Origin of the sequence: Streptomyces sp. NRRL F-2580 (genome assembly GCF_000720115.1) — a bacterium.
Taxonomy (GTDB): Bacteria; Actinomycetota; Actinomycetes; order Streptomycetales; family Streptomycetaceae; genus Streptomyces.
Window position 1 is genome coordinate 24,288 of record NZ_JOIR01000027.1, and the last position, 20,482, is coordinate 44,769.

The following is a 20,482-nucleotide window of genomic DNA, read 5'->3' on the forward strand; positions in this document are numbered from 1 at the left end:
GGGTACCGCCAGGACCTGCCCGGGCGGGGCGGAACAGGCCCGCACCGCCCCGCCCGGGAGGGCTACGGGGCCTGGGCCGTCGAGCCCCGGACCACCAGCTCCGGCTGGAAGACGTACTCCGTGCGCTGGACCGGCGTGCCCGAGACCGCCTCCAGGAGGGCGCCCACCGCGGCCGTCGCCATCGCGCGCACCGGCTGGCGGACCGTCGTCAGCGGCGGGTCCGTGAACGCGATCAGCGGGGAGTCGTCGAAGCCGACCACCGACACGTCCTGCGGCACCCGCAGCCCGCGCTCGCGCGCCGCGCGGATGACGCCCAGCGCCATCGGGTCGCTGCCGCACACGATGCCCGTGCAGCCGCGGTCCAGCAGGGCCATGCCCGCCGCGTGGCCACCCTCCACCGTGAACAGGGTGCGCTGGATCAGGCCTTTCGCCTCCGCGTCCGGCACGGCGGCGAGGAACCCCTGCTCCTTGCGCGCCGACGGCACGTACCGGGTCGGGCCGATCGCCAGGCCGATCCTCCGGTGGCCCAGGTCCTCCAGGTGGCGCACCGCGATGTCGGCGGCCGCCCGGTCGTCGGGGGAGACGAAGGGCGCGCTGATCTGCTCGTTGAAGCCGTTGATCAGCACGAAGGGGACCCCGCGCGCGGCGAGCCGCTGGTAGCGGGACGGGTCCGCGTGGGAGTCCGCGTGCAAGCCCGACAGGAAGACCATCCCCGTGACCCCGCGCGCCTCCAGCTGTTCCACCAGTTCGTCCTCGGTGGCCCCGCCCGGCGTCTGCGTGCACAGCACCGGCGTGTACCCGTGCCCGGCCAGCGCCTGCTCTATGACCTGCGCGAAGGCCGGGAAGATCGGATTGGTGAGCTCCGGGATCAGCAGCCCGACCAGGCCGTTGCTGCGCCGCTTGAGCCGTACGGGCCGCTCGTAGCCGAGCAGGTCGAGCGCGGCCAGCACCTTGTGCCGGGTGCCGGCCGCGACGCCCGCCTTGCCGTTGAGCACGCGGCTGACCGTCGCCTCGCTGACCTGGGCCTGCGCGGCGATGTCCGTCAGCCGGAGGGGGGAGGTCACCCCGACGTCACCTGCCACCACACCGTGGTGTCGGCCGGCAGCACGCCGTCCTCGACCGTGGCGCCGCTGGACAGCAGGGCCTCGCCGGCGACGGGGAACCGTACCGCCGTGCCGGTGGTGTTGGCGGTGCAGAGGAAGTCCCCGCGGCGGAAGACCAGGACGCCGGCGGGGGCCTCCTGCCAGTCCACCGAGTCGCCCGCGCCCAGGTCCGGGCGCTCACGGCGCAGCCGCAGGGCGGCCCGGTACAACTCCAGGGTGGAGGACGGGTCGCCGGTCTGGGCCTCCACGCTCAGCTCCGCCCAGGAGTCCGGCTGCGGGAGCCAGCTGCCGCCGGTGCCGAAGCCGTACGGGGCCTGCGTACCCGACCACGGGATGGGGACCCGGCAGCCGTCGCGGAAGCCGTCCTGCCCCGCCGCGCGGAAGAATGACGGGTCCTGGCGGACCTCGTCCGGCAGGTCGGTGACGTCGGGCAGGCCGAGCTCCTCGCCCTGGTAGACGTACGCCGAACCGGGCAGCGCCAGCATCAGCAGGGTCGCCGCGCGGGCCCGCCGCAGACCGAGCTCGCGGTCGCCGGGCTCGCGCAGCTGGGTGCCGAGGCCGGCGGGGTTGGCGAAGCGGGTGGCGTGCCGGGTGACGTCGTGGTTGGACAGCACCCAGGTGGTGGGGGCGCCGACGGGGCGCATCGCGGCCAGCGAGCCGTCGATGACCTCGCGGAGCGCCGTCGCCTCCCAGTCGCTGGTCAGGTACTGGAAGTTGAACGCCTGCTGCATCTCGTCGGGGCGGACGTAGCGGGCCGTGCGCTCGACGGTCGGGGTCCATGCCTCGGCGACCAGGACGCGGTCGCCCTCGTACTCGTCGAGGATCCGGCGCCAGGAGCGGTATATCTCGTGGACGCCGTCCTGGTCGAAGAAGGGCATGACGTCGTTGCCGAGCAGCTTGAGCTGGTCCTTGGCACCGAGGTCGGGCAGGCCGGGCGCCTTGACCAGGCCGTGGGCCACGTCGACGCGGAAGCCGTCGGCGCCGAGGTCGAGCCAGAAGCGCAGGATCGAGCGGAACTCGTCCTGGACGGCCGGGTGCTCCCAGTTGAAGTCGGGCTGCTCGGGTGCGAAGAGGTGCAGGTACCACTCTCCCCCAGCCTCCGGCTGGGAGGTGCCCCCATCGCCTGCCGGCGCCGCGACCCGGGTCCAGGCGGGGCCACCGAAGATCGACTCCCAGTCGTTGGGCGGCAGCTCGCCGTTCTCGCCCTTGCCGGGACGGAAGTGGAAGCGCTCCCGCAGCCGGGACCCGGAACCTTCGCGCAGCGCCTGCTTGAACCACTCGTGCTGGTCGGAGCAGTGGTTCGGGACGAGGTCGACGATGATGCGCAGGCCCAGTTCGTGGGCCTCGCGGATCACGGCGTCGGCGTCGTGCAGGGTGCCGAACATCGGGTCGATGGCCCGGTAGTCGGCGACGTCGTAGCCGGCGTCGGCCTGCGGGGAGGCGTAGAAGGGGCTGAGCCAGACGGCGTCGACCCCCAGCTCCTTGAGGTAGGGCAGGCGGCTGCGGACGCCTTCGAGGTCCCCCATGCCGTCCCCGTTGGAGTCGGCGAAGCTGCGCGGATAGACCTGGTAGATCACCGCGTCTCTCCACCAGCCGGGCAGGGTGCCGGTGGAGGTGGGACGTGCGTCGGCGAGGTGCTGGGTCATGTCGTCCTTGGAGAGGTCGGGCCGGTGATGCGGGAGCAGGCGGGTGGTCAGCCCTTGGTGGCGCCTGCGGTCATCCCGGCGACGAGGTGGCGCTGAGCGAATACGAAGAAAATCGCCGCGGGGATGGCGATGAGGACCGAGGCGGCGCTCATCGCACCCCAGTTGGAGGTGTACTGGGTGACGAAGGTCTGCAGGCCGCCGGCCAGGGTGAGGTTCTCCTCGCCGACCATGAAGGCGGAGGCGTACGCGACTTCGCCCCAGGCGGTGATGAAGGCGTAGAAGCCGGTGACGGCGAGACCGGGCTTGGCCAGCGGCAGGATCAGCCGCCAGAAGGTGCCGAAGGGGTTGAGCCCGTCGACCCGGCCGGATTCGTCGATCTCCACCGGGATGGTGTCGAAGAAGCCCTTCATCATCCAGGCGCAGAACGGCACGGCGATGGTGAGGTACGTGATGATCAGACCGATCGGCTGGTTGAGCAGGCCGAGGTCGCCCATCAGGTTGTAGAGCGGCACGATGAGGATGGCCATGGGGAACATCTGCGTGATGAGCAGGGTCCACATGAGCGGCTTCATGCCGGGGAACTTGAAGCGGCTGACCGCGTATCCGGTGGTGGCGGCGATGAACACACCGAGGACGGTGGTGACGCCGGCGACCAGGACGGAGTTCCCGAACCAGCTGAGGAAGTGGCTCGACTCCAGCAGGTACGTGTAGTTGCCGAAGGACGGTTCCTTGATGAAGTCCGTGGTGACCGCGTGCTCGGCGGGCTTGAGCGAGGTCAGCAGGATCCACAGCACCGGGAACACGGCGATGACGGACGCGCCGAGCAGGGTGAGGTGCAGGCCTGCGGAGGCGAGCGGGGAGCGGCTGCCCCGGGTACGAGCGTTGGTCATGGTCACCACACCTCTCCCTGCTTGCGCAGCGAGCGCCGGTAGACCAGCGCGAAGATCATGAGCAAGGCGAGGATCAGTACGCCCCACGTGGCGGAGCCGGCGAAGTCGCGCGGGCTCGACACGAACGCCTCGCGGAAGGCCTGGGTCACCAGGATCTCGGTGGAGTCGCCCGGTCCGCCCCGGGTGAGCAGGAAGATCACCGGGAACATGTTGAAGGTCCAGATGGTGGAGAGCAGGATCACCGTCATGCTCACCGCGCGCAGGCCGGGCAGGGTGATGTGCCGGAACCGCTGCCAGGGGCTCGCGCCGTCCATCTCGGCGGCCTCGTACAGCTCACCGGGGATGGACTGCAGTCCGCCGAGCAGGGCGACCATCATGAAGGGGACGCCGAGCCAGACGTTGACGGCGACGACCGAGAACTTGGCCCAGGTCGGGTCGTCGAGCCACGGGACCGCGGCGATGCCGCCACCGTCGAGGATCTTGTTGAGGATGCCGTTGTCGCGGTTGAAGAGGAACCGCCAGGCGAAGACGGAGACGAAGCCGGGGACGGCCCAGGGCAGGATCAGCGCCATCCGGTAGGCGGCGCGGCCCCGGAACTCCCGGTTGAGCATGTTGGCCAGGACCAGGCCGAGCGTGAAGGTGATCGACACGCACGCGACGGTCCACACCACCGTCCACACCAGCCGCTGCAGGAACACCGGGTCGCTGAGCACGTCCACGTAGTTGTCGAGTCCGACGAACTCGTACGTGGCCTCGATGTGGCGGGCGCCGATGGTGCGCGAGACGTTGCGCTCGTTGGCATCGGTCAGCGACAGGTAGATGCCGCGGACCAGCGGCCAGCCGATGATCACGCCGAGGACGAGCACCACCGGGGCGATCATCGTCCAGGCGTACCAGTGGGTGGCGAGGGCGCGCCTCAGCCCGCCCTTGGTCCCACCGGGGGCCTTGCTGTCAGTCCAGCGGCTCCGGCCGCGGGCGGCGGTGTCGTCTCCGACTCCATCGCCCGCGGCCTTCGCCACCGACTGGCTGGTGTGAGCAGCCATGGTTTCGTTACTTCCAGCCCTTGAGGATCTTGCGGAACTCGACGCCGGCCGACTTGGCCGCGTCCTCCGGGCTCGACGCCCCGGTGATCGCCTTGGTGTACTCGACCTTCAGCGGCTCGAAGAGGGAGCCGTTCTCCGGGATCCAGGCGCGCTCGACGGCCTTGTCCACGGCCGGCTTGAAGAACTGGACCATCTCGCTGCTCTTGACGTCCGGCTGCTCGTAGGCGGCGGTACGGGTCGGCAGCAGGCTCAGGTCCTTGGCGGACTGCACCTGGACCTCCTGCGAGGTCATGTACTCGACGAAGGCGTGCGCGGCGGCGCGGTTCTTGGAACCGGCGTAGACGCCGAGGTCGTGGCCGCCCTGCGGGGCACCGGCCTTGACGGAGCCGGCCGGGACGGCGGCGACGCCGAGGTTGGCCTTGTCCTTGAACTGGTCACCGGCGTAGGTGTCGGCGACGGCCCACGGACCGTTGATCATCATGGCGGCCTCGCCGGACTTGAAGGCCGTCTGCATGTTGGTGTAGCCGTCCGTGGCGTTGGTGATCGCCGCGCCGGAGGTGACCAGGTCACGAGCGGTCTTGAAGGCCTTGACGCCCGCCGCGTTGTCGACGGTGACCGCCTTGTTCTTCGCGTCGACGAGGTCGCCGCCCTCGCCGTAGATCAGCGGGAGGAACCAGTAGGAGTCGTCGCCGCGCAGGTAGAGGCCGGCCTTGCCGCTCTTCGCCTTGACGGCGGCGGCGGTGGTCTTCAGCTCCTCCAGCGTCTTGGGGGGCTGGACGCCGGCGTCGGCGAGCATCTTCTTGTTGTAGAAGAGGCCGAGGGTGTCGATGACCTGCGGCACGGCGTAGGTCTTGCCCTCGAACTTGCCGCTGGCCGCGGCCTGCGGCAGGAACTCGGCGTCGACCTTCTTCGCCGTCTCGGCCGGGACCTCGTCGAGGTAGCCGAGCGAGGCGAAGTCGGCGACCCAGCCGACGTCGGCGCGGATCACGTCAGGCGCGTCGGAGCCGCTGCTGAAGGCGTTCTTGACCTTGTTCTGCGCGTCGCCGTACGGGACGTTGACGTACTTGACGGTCACCTTCGGGTGCTTCGCGGTGAACGCCTCGGCGATCTTCTGGAAGCTGGCCTTCTCGGCGTCGTTCGAGGTGTCCCACCAGGTGACCGTGCCGGAAAGCTCGCCGCCGGCCTTGACCTCACCGTCGTCCTTGGTGTCACCGCCGCAAGCCGTCGCCGCGAGCGCCAGGGTCGCGACCAGCGCGGTGGCCGCTATGCCACGCCGCATATGAACTCCTTCGATGATCCCGGCCGCGCCCTCGCGGTCCCGAGTTGCCAGGAACGTAACAAGACTGAAAGAGGACCGAAAGACCTTGCGCAAACTTTCTGCAAGCGGAGGCGATCGTTACATCCGTGTGTCCGGACGGTTGCCGCAGCTTGCTGTTAGTTCGAGCCACCTTCGACCGCCCGGGCCCGCAACCAGGGGGCCTGTACCCGCGTTGACCCCGATATGACCCACGAGTCGACGGCCGTCCAGCTTGCAAGCTCTTCCAGCAACGCGACCGCGAGCGGTGGCTGGTGGCGCGATGCAGTCATCTATCAGGTGTACGTGCGCTCCTTCGCCGACAGCGACGGCGACGGGGTCGGCGACCTGCGCGGGGTCCGCTCGCGCCTCCCCCACCTCGCCCGCCTCGGGGTCGACGCCGTGTGGCTCACCCCCTTCTACGTCTCCCCGCAGGCGGACGGCGGCTACGACGTCGCCGACTACCGGGCCGTCGACCCCCTCTTCGGGGACCTCTCCGACGCCGATGAGCTCGTCCGCGCGGCGCACGCGCTGGGGCTGCGGGTCATCGTGGACGTGGTGCCGAACCACACCTCCGCGCAGCACCCGTGGTTCCGGGCCGCCCTCGCCGGGGACACGGAGGCCCGGGCGCGCTACCTCTTCCGCGCGGGGCGGGGGGCCGACGGCTCGAAGCCTCCGAACGACTGGGAGTCGATCTTCGGCGGCCCGGCGTGGACGCGGGTCGCGGACGGCGCGTGGTACCTGCACCTCTTCGCCCCCGAGCAGCCGGACCTGGACTGGGACCATCCGGAGGTCGCCGCCGAATTCGCCTCCGTGCTGCGGTTCTGGCTCGACGTGGGCGTCGACGGCTTCCGCATCGACGTGGCCCACGGCATGGTCAAGGCCCCGGGCCTGCCGGACATCGGCCGCGGCGCCCAGGCCACCCTGATCGGGACCGAGCCGCTCCCCTTCTTCGACCAGGACGGGGTCCACGAGATCCACCGCGGGTGGCGCCGGCTCCTGGACTCCTACGAGGGCGACCGCATCGGCGTCGCCGAGGCCTGGGCCCCCACCTCCGAGCGCCTCGCGCTGTACGTCCGCCCGGACGAGTTGCACCAGGCCTTCAACTTCCGGTTCCTCAACTGTCCGTGGGACCCCGCCGCGATGCGCACCGTCATCGACGAGTCCCTGGCCGCCACCACCTCCGTCGGCGCCCCGACGACGTGGGTGCTGTCCAACCACGACGTCGTACGCCATGTGACCCGGTACGGGGGCGGCGCCCGCGGCCTCGCCCGCGCCCGGGCCGCCGCCCTCCTGATGCTGGCCCTCCCGGGCTCGGCCTACCTCTACCAGGGCGAGGAACTGGGCCTCCCCGAGGTCCTCGACCTGCCGGACGAATCCCGCCGCGACCCGGCCTTCCGCCGCGGCCGCCGCCGCCGGCCCCCCACCGCCCCCACCGACCCGCCCGCCGGCACCCGGACGGCTCCCGAAGCCCCCGCCGGCCCGCCCGCCGGCACCCGGACGGCTCCCGAAGCCCCCGCCGGCCCGCCCGCCGGCACCCGGGCGGAGCCCGACGGCCAGACCGGGCCGGGGGTCCCCTCCCAGGCCGAGGCCGGCGCGGGGCCGGGGGCGGCCTCCGCAGCTCCCGCCGGGCCGGGCCCCACCGCTTCCGCGCAAGCGGCCACGAGCCGGACCGCGGCGGTATCCGCCCCCGTCCCGCGGCCGCAGCCCGCCCCCGGCGCCCAGGCCGGAGCAGGCGCCGGGCCGCAGGCCCGAGCCCAGGCCGTGCCGGATTCAAGGCCGCAGCCCGGCGCGGATGCCAGGCCCCAGGCCGGCGTGGGGTCCTGGGCGCAGCCCGGAGTGGAGGCCCGGTCGGAGGACGACGGGCAGGCCGGGCCGGGGACGGCACACGCCGAACCCGCCGGCGGGCCGCAGGCCGGAGCGGGTTCCGGGCCGGAGGCCCGACGGGGAACCTGGCCGGAGGCCGACGGACAGGCCGGGCCGGGGACGGCACACGCCGTACCCGCCGGCGGGCCGCAGGCCGGAGCGGGTTCCGGGGCAGGGGCCCATCCGCAGACCGGGCCGGAGGCCGCAGGGCAGGAGGGGTTGCGTGACGGGTGTCGGGTGCCGATTCCGTGGTGCGGGGCGGAGCCGCCGTACGGCTTCGGGCCGACCGGGAGCTGGCTCCCGCAGCCGGCCGGCTGGGGCGGGCTGACCGTCGCCGCCCAGACCGGCGACCCCCACTCCACGCTCGAGCTCTACCGCGCCGCGCTGGAGCTGCGCCGCGCGATGCCCGGCCTCGGCGCCCCGGAGGCGGGCACCGGTGCCGCCGCCGAAGCCCCGTACCGCTCCGGGATGTGCTGGCTGCCCGCGCCCGAGGGGGTGCTCCTCTTCACCCGCCCCGGTTTCGCCTGCACCCTCAACAGCCGCCCCGACCCGGTCGAACTTCCCGCGCCCGGACGCCCCGTACTTTCCAGCGCTCCCGTGGAGACGGACGGCCGCACCGTCCGCCTTCCGCCGGATTCGTGCACGTGGTGGGCAATTTGAGGGTCCGCCCGGTACAGTCCAATCCCGTGACCGCACGGCTAGCCGACATCGCAGCCCAGGCGGGGGTCAGCGAAGCCACAGTCAGCCGCGTGCTCAACGGCAAGCCCGGTGTGGCCGCCGGCACCCGTGAATCCGTGCTGGCCGCCCTCGACGTGCTCGGCTACGAACGTCCCGTACGCCTGCGCCAGCGCAGCGCGGGCCTCGTCGGTCTGATAACTCCCGAGCTGGACAACCCCATCTTCCCGGCGCTCGCCCAGGTCATCGGCCAGGCCCTGACCCGGCAGGGGTACACGCCGGTGCTGGCCACGCAGACGCCCGGCGGGTCCACCGAGGACGAGCTGACCGAGATGCTGGTCGACCGCGGGGTCTCCGGGATCATCTTCGTCTCCGGTCTCCACGCCGACACCACCGCCGACATGGGCCGCTACGACCAACTCCGCGGGCAGGGCGTCCCGTACGTCCTCATCAACGGGTTCTCCGACAAGGTGCAGGCCCCCTTCGTCTCCCCCGACGACCGGGCCGCGATGCAGCTCGCCGTCACCCACCTCACCGCGCTCGGCCACACCCGGATCGGCCTCGCGGTCGGACCGAAGCGCTTCGTGCCCGTCCTCCGCAAGATCGAGGGCTTCCGGCTCGGGATGAAGGAGCGGCTCGGACTCGACGAGGCCGAGGTCGAGGAGCTGATCCAGCACTCCCTCTACACCCTGGAGGGCGGCCAGGCCGCCGCGGCCGCGCTGATCTCGCGGGGCTGCACCGCGGTGGTGTGCGCGAGCGACATGATGGCGCTCGGCGCGATCCGGGCCGCCCGCCAGCAGGGGCTGCGGGTGCCGCAGGACGTGTCGGTGGTCGGCTTCGACGACTCCCCGCTCATAGCGTTCACGGACCCGCCGCTGACCACCATCCGCCAGCCCGTGCAGGCGATGGGGCAGGCCGCGGTACGGACCCTGCTGGAGGAGATCGGCGGGACGCCGGCCCCGCACAGCGAGTTCGTGTTCCTGCCCGAGCTGGTGGTGCGCGGCTCCACCGCCTCCGGCCCGGGGCAGCGTCGCGCGGCGTCTCGTACCTGAGGCGGACCGGCTGCGCCGAAGACCGTCCCGAGGGATGATCGGAGGCGGGAACGCATCTGGCAGACTCTCTCCCCATGGGTGAATCGAGCGTGAAGACACTGGAAACCCGGACGGATGTCTCCTCACCCACCGTGGTCGAGACGGAGACCCGCCCGGGTTCCGACCGCGCCCTGTTCTCCCGGCTGCGCGCCCCCCGCCGACCTCGGATCTGGTTCGAGGTCCTGCTCATCGCGGTCAGCTACTGGACGTACTCGCTGATCCGCAACGCGGTGCCCGAACAGAAGACGGCCGCCCTCGCGAACGCCGACTGGATCTGGGGCGTCGAGCGGAACCTCGGCATCGCCGTCGAGCAGTCGGTCAACCACGCGATCAACTCCGTGACGTGGCTGATCGTGGGCATGAACTATTACTACGCCACGCTCCACTTCGTCGTGACCATCGGTGTGCTGGCGTGGATCTACCGTTTCCATCCGGGGCGGTACGCCGCCACGCGCCTGGTCCTCTTCGCCACCACCGGTGTGGCCCTCGTCGGCTACTACTTCTATCCGCTCGCGCCGCCCCGGCTGATGAACGGACAGAACTTCGTCGACACCGTGCTGGTCCACCACACCTGGGGCTCCATGGCCTCCGGGAACCTCAAGCAGATGTCGAACCAGTACGCTGCGATGCCGTCCATGCACATAGGGTGGTCGCTCTGGTGCGGGCTGACGATCTTCGCGGTCGCCTCGGCGCCCTGGGCCCGCGTCCTGGGCCTGCTCTACCCGACGGCGACCCTCGTCGTCATCGTGGCCACCGCCAACCACTTCTGGCTCGACGCCGTGGGCGGCATGCTCTGCCTCGCCTTCGGCTACACCGTCTCGCGGTCCTGGTACGGCTCGATGCCCCACCGCCTGCCGCGCCACCCGCAGCACGCGGGTCCGCACCCCGCGGCCGAACTGCTGAACCGCTTCCGGACCCGCGCCTGAGGACCGGCCCGGTCCGGGTCACCAGCCGCGCAGCCCCCGCAGCCGCACCTGCCTGCCGGCCGGCTCGATCTCCGCTCCGGGGTCGGCCGCGCCCGGAGCGATCCGCTCCAAGGCCTCGGTGAGGGTGCGGGTGTAAGCCGTGTCGATGATGATGCGCGTGCTCACGTAGGGGTGGCAGAGGCGTTCCTCCGAGGCCAGGACCCGGCGCAGCGAGGGCGCTGCGGCGGCGGCCGGGGCGCCGATCTCCCCGAGACGGCACACGGCCTCCTGCACCGGCAGGGCGGGCCGGCCCGTCCAGTCCGGATCCACCTCCGCCAGCAGCACCGGTACGGCAGGCTCCGGATCGCCGGTGATCCGCCAGTACGCGTGCGCGGCGGCGACCCGGGTCCACCCGCCGGGCGACTCCATCAGGCCGTACACCGTGTCCGCGTGCGCGGCGGCCAGCGGGCCGAGATCGGCGAGGAAGGGCAGTCCATTGCTGCCGCTCCCCGATGTCACGGCCGCACCGCACACGTCGAGGGCGAGTGCCGGGTCCCCGGTGACCTTCCAGTGCGCCCAGGCGGCGCGTCGAGGGTGGTGGCGGCTCGTACGGGGATCCCGCCCGGTCGCGTACGCGGCCAGCCGGTCCGTGGTACCGGCCGCGGCGGGCCCGATGCCACCGAGGACGCGCATGGCGTCGTAGGCGTACGGCGTGTCCAGGCGCCGCGCCACCTCGGTCACGGCGGGTGCGGCGGCCGCGCCGCAGAGCGCGAGGAGGTCGAGGGCGGTGGTGTTCCCGTGGTAGCCGTCCGCGTCGCACCGCATCTTGACCAGCAGGACCTCGACCAGCTCGGCCGCGGGCAGCGCGGTCATGACGCGGGCCTCCGGGCGGCTGTACGCAAGCCCGCCGTGCTCCGCGAGGCGGCGCAGGGCCGGCAACGCCCGCAGGTCGCCCGTCCCGGCGAGGGCGAGTGCCAGCACCTGCACGCGGTGGCCGACGGCGGTCCCGGAGAACCCCTGCTGTTGACGCAAGGACGCGGCGATCCGGTCGGCATGCCGGCTGACGGCCGGGCCCGCCTGGACCAACGCGTGGTCGTCGTCGTAGCTCGACTTCCGGGAACAGACCGCGTCGACGACGGCGTCCCAGCACGACGGATCCGGCCGCCGCCGGCGCAACACGGTTTCGGCGGCGGAGGCGTCGGCGGCGAGAGCGGTGGCCGGGCGCTGGTGCCAGGTGCTCAGCTGCTCTTCCCGCTGCGCCTGTTCGCTGTGCATGTCGTCCACGGAACCCACTTGCCGTCTCTCGTGCAGGAGGGCGAACGGTCCGCGCCCGCAACGGAGTCGAACCCGCCGCACCTCTCCCGGCCGCGTCGCGCCGAGACTACCGGGCGGCGCTACACCGCCTGGTCGGCGGCCCGGGCCCGAAGGGATGAGGCGGGAGCCGCATCGGCCGTGTCACCGCGCGGTCCTCCGGCGAGATACGAGCCGCTCAGCCTCCAGAAAGACCGACGACCGGGGCCGCGTCATCGGCCTGGGCGGGCGTCTCCCTCGACGACCGGCGTCCCCACTCCGTGCAGCTGCAGGGGCAGCAGGTGCACGGCTGGTGCGCCATGGACGTGCCGCGCTGCGCCGCCACCGGCGAGCCGATCACGCTCACCGTCACCCCCGGCGGAGTGCACGACCTGAGTCCTTCCACCGCGGCGGTCACCCCCGCTCCGGCGACCGGGGCCGGTATTCGCGAAGTCTTCTGCGACCGCGTGAACTTCCATGCCACCGCGGACCTCGCCGAGGCGGTCGTGGAACGCGACGGTGATCTGGCCGCTGCTCGGTCGACGAGGCCTGGGACATCGGCAAGCGCCTGGCCGATCTTTTCCGACCTGCTGGCAATTCCTCCGAATGGGGCCGCGGGAAATGGGCACGCTCTTCGTGCGCTCTTCACCGTGCCCCCGACTCCCCGCCCCTGACTCCGCGCCCGTGACGCCACGATCCGGCGCGTGGTTGCGTGATATGCGTCACGGCGCGAACCTCGGCTCCGGAGTCCTTTCTGGGCGTGCCGCGCGATCGACATTTCGATATTTGTCCGTTTTGGATTAGACATTCCCCTCTCCGGCAGGAACGGAATCCGCGCTACCGCCGGACTCGTCGCCGACTTCCCTGGTCACGGGCTTTCCTGAAGACACATCACATGGTTGTACAAGTGACCTGATCGTGACCATGCACGATCATCGGCCCGTTTCAAGCCGGGTGTCGAATGCCCCGCGTGAACGCGAAGCGGAAACTTGCCAGGCCATTGGCGGCCTTCTAAGAATGGCGGCTATTCCGGCGTCCCGCAGTTCCGGCGCCGGAAGCTTCGCGATCACCGAATGAGGTCACGCATGCAGAAGCATCGGAAGAAGAAGCCGTACCGGAAAATAGTCATCGCCGTCGGCGCCCTGGGAATCGTGGGTGTTCCCACCGCCGCCATGGCCTGCTTCGACACGGACGACAGCGGCCGCACCCGCGCGGCGAGCCACCAGGGCCAGCGTCCGTGGCACTACACGCCGTCGGCCACCCCGAGCACCCTGGCCCCCGTGGACGTCCCGACGGCGCCGAGCGGCCCCCCGGCGGCCGAGCCGAGCACGCCCGCGGCGCCCGCGCAGCCGGTCGTACAGACCTCACCGCCCGCGCAGCAGCCGCAGCCGCAGTCGACGAAGCCGGCCGCCACCAAGAAGCCGCAGGCGCCCGAGCCCCCGAAGACCTCGGCCCCGGCCGCCCCGCCGGCCTCCGGTTCCGCCGCCGCGGTCCTCGCGCTCGTCAACCAGGAGCGCGCCGCCGCCGGGTGCCCGAACCTCACCCTCAACGCGAAGCTCACGAAGGCCGCGCAGGACCACAGCGCGGACATGGCCGCCCACGGCAACATGTCCCACACCGGTTCCGACGGCTCCGACCCGGGTGCCCGTATCACCCGCGCCGGATACACGTGGAGTTCGTACGGCGAGAACGTCGCCTACGGCTACAGCACGCCCGAGAAGGTCATGGAGGGCTGGATGAACAGCCCCGGCCACCGGGCGAACATCCTGAACTGCTCCTTCGAGGAGATCGGCATCGGCCTGGCTCAGCCGAACCACTACTGGACCCAGGACTTCGGCACCGCGCGCTGACGCGCCCGCCGGGGAACCGGGAGGCACGGTCCCCGAGACTCAGCCCCCGTAGAACAGTTCCTCGACCACCGCCCGGGCACGGCGGGTGATGCGACGGTAGTCGTCCAGCATCTCCCCGACCGTGCCTTCGGCGTATCCGAGGTAGCGGCCGACCGCGGCGAGTTCGCGGGCCTCCGACGGAAAGGTGTCCCCGGCGCGGCCGCGGACCAGCATCACGGCGTTGCGGACCCGGGTGGCCAGCACCCAGGCCTCGTCGAGGATCTGCGCCTCGTCGGTCGGGATCAGTCCGGCCGCGTGGGCGGCGGCGAGGGCCTGGCGGGTACGGGTGGTGCGCAGGCCCGGTTCGGCCCAGGCGTGCCGCATCTGGATCAGCTGGACGGTCCACTCGACGTCGCTGAGGCCGCCGCGGCCGAGTTTGGTGTGCAGGGTGGAGTCGGCGCCGCGCGGCATCCGCTCCGACTCCATGCGGGCCTTGAGCCGGCGGATCTCGCGTACGGCGTCCTCGCCGAGGCCTTCCATCGGGTAGCGGAGCGGGTCGATGAGCTCGATGAAGCGGCCGCCGAGGTCGGCGTCGCCCGCGACGGGCTCGGCGCGCAGCAGGGCCTGGCTCTCCCACGTGAGGGACCAGCGCCGGTAGTAGGCGGCGTAGGAGGAGAGCGTGCGCACGAGCGGGCCGGAGCGGCCCTCGGGGCGCAGGTCGGCGTCGATGAGCAGCGGCGGGTCGGCGGTGGGCAGCTGGAGCAGCCGGCGCATCTCGGCGATCACGGTCTGGGCGGCCTTCGCGGCCTCCTGTTCGTCGACCCCCTCGCGGGGTTCGTGGACGAAGAGGACGTCGGCGTCGGAGCCGTAGCCGAGCTCGTGCCCGCCGAAGCGGCCGACGCCGATCACCGCGAACCGGGTGGGCAGGGTGTCGCCGTAGTGGCTGTGGACGGCGGCGCGCAGGGCTCCGGCGATGGTGGCGGCGGTGAGGTCGGAGACGGCGCCGCCGACCCGGTCGACGAGGGCGCCGTGGTCCTCCTCGGCCGGATTGTCCTCCGTACCGTAGGAGCCGATGATGTCGGCCGCGGTCGTACGGAAGAGCTCGCGGCGGCGCACGCCGCGGGCGGCGGCGACGGCGGCCTCGGCGGTGTCGGCGCGGCCGACGGCGGCCATGACCTCCTGTTCGAGGGCCTCGTGGGTACGGGGCTGCAGGCCTTCGGGGTCGCCGAGCAGGGCGACGGCCTCGGGGGCGCGCATCAGCAGGTCGGGGGCGAGGCGGCCGGCGGACAGGACGCGGGCGAGGTTCTCGGCGGCGGCGCCCTCGTCGCGCAGCAGCCGCAGGTACCAGGGGGTCTTGCCGAGGGCGTCGGAGACCTTGCGGAAGCCCAGCAGGCCGGCGTCCGGATCGGCGGAGTCGGCGAACCAGCCGAGCAGCACCGGCAGCAGGGTGCGCTGGATGGCGGCCTTGCGGGTGACGCCGGAGGAGAGCGCTTCGAGGTGGCGCAGGGCGGCGGCCGGGTCGGCGTACCCGAGGGCTTCGAGGCGCTGGCCGGCGGCGCGCGGGGAGAGCCGGGTCTCGCCGGGGGTGAGCTGGGCGACGGCGTCGAGCAGCGGCCGGTAGAAGAGCTTCTCGTGCAGGCGGCGGACGACGGATGCGTGCCGGCGCCAGGCCTTGTTGAGTTCGGCGACGGGCTCGGTGCGCAGGCCCATGGAGCGGCCCAGGCGCCGCAGGTCGCTCTCGTCCTCGGGGACGAGGTGGGTGCGGCGCAGCCGGTAGAGCTGGATGCGGTGCTCCATGGCGCGCAGGAAGCGGTACGCGTCGTGCAGCTGGGCGGCGTCGGCGCGGCCGACGTAGCCGCCGGCGGCGAGGGCGTGGAGGGCGTCGAGGGTGGTGCCGGAGTGCAGGGTGGCGTCGCTGCGGCCGTGCACGAGCTGGAGCAGCTGGACGGCGAACTCGACGTCGCGCAGGCCGCCGGGGCCGAGTTTGAGCTCGCGGTCGACCTGGGCGGCGGGGATGTTGTCGACGACGCGGCGGCGCATCTTCTGCACGTCGGGTACGAAGTTCTCGCGCTCGGCGGCCTGCCAGACCAGGGGCGTTATGGCGTCGATGTACTGCCGGCCGAGGTCGGGGTCGCCGGCCACGGCACGGGCCTTGAGGAGGGCCTGGAACTCCCAGGTCTTGGCCCAGCGCTGGTAGTAGGCGAGGTGGGAGGCGAGGGTGCGGACCAGCGGGCCGTTGCGGCCCTCGGGGCGGAGGTTGGCGTCGACGGGCCAGATGGTGCCCTCGACGGTGGTCTCGGAGCAGATCCGCATGAGGTGGGAGGCCAGGCGGGTGGCGGCCTGGATGCCCTTGCCCTCGTCCGTGCCGTCCCCTACGGCTCCGCCGTGGGGAGACCCCACTGCCGCCTCCCCGACGAAGATCACGTCGACGTCGGAGACGTAGTTGAGCTCGTTGCCGCCGCACTTGCCCATCGCGATGACGGCGAGTCGGCACTGCGCCGCGTCCTCGGGGGCGGCGGCGGAGGCGATCCGCAGGGCCGCGCGGAGGGTGGCGGTGGCGAGGTCGGCGAGCTCGGCGGCGGTCTGGGCGACGTCGATGGTCCCGCAGACGTCGCGGGCGGCGATCGAGAGCAGGCAGCGGCGGTAGGCGACGCGCAGGTCGACGGGGTCGTGGGCGTCAGCGAGGCCGCGTTCGAACTCGGGGAGTCCGGGGTGCAGGTCGGCGGCCTCGTAGGTGACGAGGGTGAGCCAGTCGCGGGGGTGGCGGGCGAGGTGGTCGCCGAGGGCCTCGGAGGCGCCGAGGACGCCGAGGAGGCGGTCGCGCAGCGGTTTGGCGCTGACGAGGGTGTCGAGGAACCCGGACAGCTCGTCGGGCGGCTGCGCCTCGGCGAGGCGTACGAGCCCGAGGAGGGCGAGGTCGGGGTCGGCGGTCGCCCCGAGGGCGTCGAGCAGCACCGGATCGGCGCGTACGGCCGCCAGCGCGTCGGCGTCGAGCAGCCGGGCGGCGGCGGAGGGGTCGGTGAAACCGCTGCGGAGCAGCCGGATGAAGGTGCTGCTCCTGCGTCCCGGGACTGTCATCCCGCCGCCTCCCGCGGTTGTCGCTGCCACTGCCCTGGCGTGCCTGGGGTGAGCGTAGCCGGAGCAGGCGTTCGACTCACCGGCAGTACCATGACGGGGATTATCGGATTATCCGAATACTTAGGGTGTGATGGGGCCCGCTCCCCGCCGACCGGCCACGAGGAGCCCCATGTCCGACGGACACCCCGGCGACACCGGAGCCTGGGTCCACCCGCCGGCAGCCTGGCCGCCGCCCGAGGGTCCCGACGCGGCCGCGGCCGACGCGGCCCGTCACCAGACCTACCAGGCCGAGCACCTCCAGCCCCACCCGACTCACCAGTCTCACCAGACTCACCAGACTCACCAGACTCACCAGTCTCACCAGAACCAACAGCCCTACCCGCTGCACCCGGCCGGATCGGCCTACGCCCCGTACGAGGCCCAGCAGGCCGGGGCGGGCTACACGCCGCACCAGGCCCAGCAGGCCGAGTGGACCGAGTGGACCCACGCGCCGCACGAGTCCCAGCAGACCCAACCGTCGTACGGGACCCAGCCGAACCAGCACGCCCACCGGGCCGGGGAGGCCTACGCGCCGCAGCAGGCCGGGGAGGCCCGGTACGCGCACCCGCCCCACCAGGCGGGGGAAGCCTACTGGCCTCAGCAGGCCCAACAGCCGCCACAGGCCCACCCGTCCCACCAGGCGGAGCCGGCACAGCACGCCTACCAGGGCCACCGGCCTCGCCAGACCGAGCAGGGCCACCCTCCGCACGCGCCCGAGCAGGCCCAGCAGGCGTACCCGCCCCACCAGGGCGGGGAAGCCTGGGCCCATGGGCTTCAGCAGACCCAACACGCTCAGCAGGTACACCCGTTCACACCGCCTCACGGGTCCGCCCCGCCTTACCCGTCGCAGTCGTCCCACCAGACCCAGCAGGCCCACCAAGTCCAGCAGTCCCAGGCCCACCGGCCCCACGAGGCCGCGCCGACCCACCCGTCGTACGGGGACCCGCAGGTCCAACACGCCCACCTGCCCCACCAGGCCGGGGAGACCCGGGCCTACCCGTTCCACGCGCCGCACGGGGCCGAACCGGCCCAACACGCCTACCTGCCCCACCAGATCGGGGAAGTCCAGGCCCACCCGACCCACGAAGCCCAACAGGTCCAGCACGCCTACCTGCCCTCCCAGGCCGGGGAGGCCCGGGCGTACGGGCCTGGGCGGGCCCAGCGGGCCCACCCGTCTCACGAGGCCGAGCCGGCCCAGCACGCCCACCCCTCTCCCCGGACCCAGCACGTCCCGGCCGACCAGCAACAGCGGGCTCCGCAGGGCGACGTACCCGAGGCGGACGGAGCCGCCGGGGGGCGGAAGGCCGCGCGGCTGGCCCGTGAGGCCGAAGGTACCGGTGGCGGCGGCCGGCGGGGCCGCGCGAAGGCCCCCGCCGCGCCGCCGACCGCACGCGGGCGCCGCCGCAGCGGCGGCAAGGACGGCTCCGGCGACGGGTTCGGGGCCGGCCCCGAGGCGGCGGGCGACCGCGAAGCGCCGCCGAACCCCCGCCACCGCCGGGCCCGCCTCGTCAAGGCTGTCGCCTTCTGCGCCGCCACCGCCGCCTGCGGCATGCTCGTGATCCGCGGCAACGAGGCCCTCGAAGGCCTCGCCTCCCCCGCCGACCCCGAGGGCGCGGCCACCGCCCCCGTGGCCGTCGCCGACGCTCCGGACCCCGGCCGGGTGCTCCAGATCATCGCCCACCCCGACGACGACCTGTACTTCATGAATCCGGACCTGCGTTACTCCATATCCGCCGGCCACCCCGTGACCTCGGTCTACCTCACCTCCGGAGAGGCCGACGGCATCAACGCGGTCGCCGGCAAGGAGGCCGGGACCGCGCCCAACAAGCCCGCGTACGCCGAGGCCCGCCAGAACGGCATCCGCGCCGCCTACGCCAAGATGGCCACCGGCGACCGCGGCAGCGCCTGGAAGCGCAGCGTCGTCCCGACCAAGGGCGGCGGCCACGCCGAGGTCGACGTCCTCGTCGCCAAGCCCCAGGTCAACCTGGTCTGGCTACAGCTCCGCGAGGCCGGCAACGTCTACGCCGACGTCCCCGAGAGCCTGCACGGCCTGTGGGACGGAAAGGTCGCCCGGCTGGATTCGATGGTCGCCTCCGGCTCCCCGGTCAAGCAGAGGTTCTCGTACTCGAAGGACCAGGTCGTCCAGACCCTCGTCGGCGTGCTGGAGCAGTACAAGCCGACGGCCGTCCGCTCCCAGGACCCGACCCCCGGCCGGTTCCCCGACACCAAGCGGTACACCGACCACCAGGACCACTTCTACGGCGCCCGCTTCGTGCAACTGGCCACCGCCGCCTACGCGAAGGACGTCAAGGACCGCCCGCACTTCGCGGTGCAGAACTACCTCGGCTACTTCAACGGCTCCCTCCCCAGCGCGCTGGACCCGGACGAGGCCAAGGAGAAGCTGGACATCCTGGACACGTACGCCTGGCTCGACCGGCAGAACCACTGCGGCAGCGACGCCGGCTGCGGCGACCTCAAGATCTCCGACCATCCGGGCGGCAACCGGTGGTCGGACTCCATCAACTACGCCCGCGGCAACAGCACCACCTGGCTGACCTCCGACAAGGAACTCGGGCTGTGGGCCTTCAAGGTGCTCGACGGCCAGGTCGCCGTCTGGCACCGGCCCGGTCTGGTCGGCCGCTGGAAGGGGCCGGACCTGCTGCCCGGCACCGGCATGGACCCGGGCGTGAGCACCGTCACCCTCAAGGACGGCCGGATAGCCGCCTTCGGCACCCGTACCTCCTTCGGCGCGAAGCCCACCGACTACAAGCGCGAGGTCGTCTACACCGTCCAGGAGCGGGCGGGGGCGGACCGGTTCGGGGAGTGGCAGTCGCTCGGCACCCCCGAGGTCGCGGACGAGAACTGGACCTCCGACATCAGCTCCCCGGCCGTCTCGGTCGACGGCACCGGGCAGGCGGCGGCGTACGTCCGCGACGGTTCGTACACCCTGCGCGGCAGGGTGCAGCAGGAGGACGGCAGTTGGGGGCCCTGGGAGAAGTACGGCGGCGCCGATCTGCACGGCAGCCCGGCCACTGCGACCGACGGCGCCGGGCGGCGCATGGTGTTCTCCGCGACCTCCAAGACGGTGGTCGGCTGGGTGCAGCCGAAGCCGGGCGCCCCGCTGGGCCCGGTCTCGCCGACGGGGCTGCCGGACACCACGCTCCCGCTGACCGCGGAGGGCCGGGAGGGCGGGGTGCGGCTGTGGTTCCGCAAGCCCGGTTCGGGCAACGTCCGTACGGCCCTGATGACGGGTGACGGCGGGCTGAAGCTGAACAACATGACCGACCTCGGCGGGCTCCAGGGCTTCGGCTCGGTGACGGCGAGCGGTCACGTGCTGGCGGGCCGTTCGGCGGGCGGGCAGCTGGGCTCGGAGGTCGGTCCGGGCCGGCCGTGGGAGCGGTCCCCGCTGATGTTCGTCGGCGCGCCGTCCTCCGTGATGCTCGGGAAGAGCATGGTCAGTCTGGCGGTGGTGGGGCTCGACGCGCGGCTGTACGTGACCTCTTCGGCCGACGCGCCGGACGCGTACCTGGCGCCGTGGCAGCCGGTGGGCCCGCGCAACACGGCGCCGTAGGGCAAGGACTCGTAGGGCAAGGACTCGTAGGGCAAGGACTCGTAGGGCAAGGACTCGTAGGGCAAGGGCTCGTAGGGCAAGGGCTCGTAGGGCAAGGGCTCGTAGGGCACGGCCCGCAGAAAGGGGGCCAGAGGCGGACGAAGCGCCTCCACATCACGGCCA

At 72.5% G+C, this 20,482-nt stretch carries 13 protein-coding genes; 6 read left to right on the top strand and 7 right to left on the bottom strand.

The annotated features are described in order from the left end of the window. Window positions 1–62: 62 nt before the first annotated feature. From IF88_RS0126120 to IF88_RS0126140, 5 genes are read right to left on the bottom strand one after another with little or no spacing between them, the layout of a single operon-like run. Window positions 63–1,064 carry a LacI family DNA-binding transcriptional regulator gene (locus IF88_RS0126120; RefSeq protein ID WP_234323703.1) on the bottom strand — a complete coding sequence of 334 codons (1,002 nt, stop codon included), beginning with the start codon at window positions 1,062–1,064 and terminating at the stop codon, window positions 63–65. Then, on the bottom strand, window positions 1,061–2,749 hold the full coding sequence (locus IF88_RS0126125) for a glycoside hydrolase family 13 protein (RefSeq protein WP_030717321.1): 1,689 nt from the start codon (window positions 2,747–2,749) through the stop codon (window positions 1,061–1,063). The genes IF88_RS0126120 and IF88_RS0126125 overlap by 4 nt, the downstream gene beginning before the upstream one ends. A gap of 47 nt (window positions 2,750–2,796) precedes the next feature. Then, window positions 2,797–3,639: a sugar ABC transporter permease gene (locus tag IF88_RS0126130; RefSeq protein WP_030717325.1), complete on the bottom strand. Its 843-nt coding sequence runs from the start codon at window positions 3,637–3,639 to the stop codon at window positions 2,797–2,799. A 2-nt stretch (window positions 3,640–3,641) separates the two neighbouring features. After that, window positions 3,642–4,682 (bottom strand): carbohydrate ABC transporter permease, encoded by a 1,041-nt coding sequence (locus IF88_RS0126135; protein ID WP_030717328.1) that lies wholly within the window; start codon window positions 4,680–4,682, stop codon window positions 3,642–3,644. 7 nt (window positions 4,683–4,689) lie between these two features. After that, entirely contained in the window at window positions 4,690–5,961 is a 1,272-nt protein-coding gene (locus IF88_RS0126140) for an extracellular solute-binding protein (RefSeq protein ID WP_030717330.1), read from the bottom strand. Between the two features lie 222 nt (window positions 5,962–6,183). Here IF88_RS0126140 and IF88_RS48270 point away from each other — a divergent pair, with 222 nt between their 5' ends. The 3 genes from IF88_RS48270 to IF88_RS0126155 all read left to right on the top strand — a co-directional run bounded on the left by IF88_RS48270 (window position 6,184) and on the right by IF88_RS0126155 (window position 10,534). Continuing rightward, window positions 6,184–8,502, top strand: a complete 2,319-nt coding sequence (locus IF88_RS48270; RefSeq protein WP_234323704.1) for an alpha-amylase family glycosyl hydrolase — start codon at window positions 6,184–6,186, stop codon at window positions 8,500–8,502. 26 nt (window positions 8,503–8,528) lie between these two features. Further along, the gene (locus tag IF88_RS0126150) at window positions 8,529–9,569 is read left to right on the top strand and encodes a LacI family DNA-binding transcriptional regulator (protein WP_030717335.1); all 1,041 of its coding nucleotides are present in this window, start codon (window positions 8,529–8,531) and stop codon (window positions 9,567–9,569) included. 74 nt (window positions 9,570–9,643) lie between these two features. After that, entirely contained in the window at window positions 9,644–10,534 is an 891-nt protein-coding gene (locus tag IF88_RS0126155) for a phosphatase PAP2 family protein (protein WP_037807079.1), read from the top strand. An 18-nt stretch (window positions 10,535–10,552) separates the two neighbouring features. Here the strand turns inward: IF88_RS0126155 and IF88_RS0126160 are convergent, their stop codons facing one another. After that, complete coding sequence (locus tag IF88_RS0126160) at window positions 10,553–11,788, bottom strand: hypothetical protein (RefSeq protein WP_158754577.1); 1,236 nt, start codon at window positions 11,786–11,788, stop codon at window positions 10,553–10,555. A 296-nt stretch (window positions 11,789–12,084) separates the two neighbouring features. On the opposite strand from IF88_RS0126160, the gene merB reads away from it, so the two are divergent. Both merB and IF88_RS0126170 read left to right on the top strand, forming a co-directional pair. Continuing rightward, on the top strand, window positions 12,085–12,477 hold the full coding sequence (merB, locus tag IF88_RS0126165; protein ID WP_030717340.1) for an organomercurial lyase: 393 nt from the start codon (window positions 12,085–12,087) through the stop codon (window positions 12,475–12,477). A 411-nt stretch (window positions 12,478–12,888) separates the two neighbouring features. Continuing rightward, window positions 12,889–13,653 carry a CAP domain-containing protein gene (locus IF88_RS0126170; RefSeq protein ID WP_030717341.1) on the top strand — a complete coding sequence of 255 codons (765 nt, stop codon included), beginning with the start codon at window positions 12,889–12,891 and terminating at the stop codon, window positions 13,651–13,653. A 39-nt stretch (window positions 13,654–13,692) separates the two neighbouring features. On the opposite strand, the gene IF88_RS0126175 is transcribed toward IF88_RS0126170, so the two are convergent. Beyond that, window positions 13,693–16,710, bottom strand: a complete 3,018-nt coding sequence (locus IF88_RS0126175; protein ID WP_030717343.1) for a bifunctional [glutamine synthetase] adenylyltransferase/[glutamine synthetase]-adenylyl-L-tyrosine phosphorylase — start codon at window positions 16,708–16,710, stop codon at window positions 13,693–13,695. Window positions 16,711–16,879: 169 nt separating this feature from the next. Between IF88_RS0126175 and IF88_RS42335 the strand changes: the two genes are divergently transcribed. After that, window positions 16,880–20,320 carry a PIG-L family deacetylase gene (locus tag IF88_RS42335; protein ID WP_051837569.1) on the top strand — a complete coding sequence of 1,147 codons (3,441 nt, stop codon included), beginning with the start codon at window positions 16,880–16,882 and terminating at the stop codon, window positions 20,318–20,320. Window positions 20,321–20,482 lie beyond the last annotated feature (162 nt).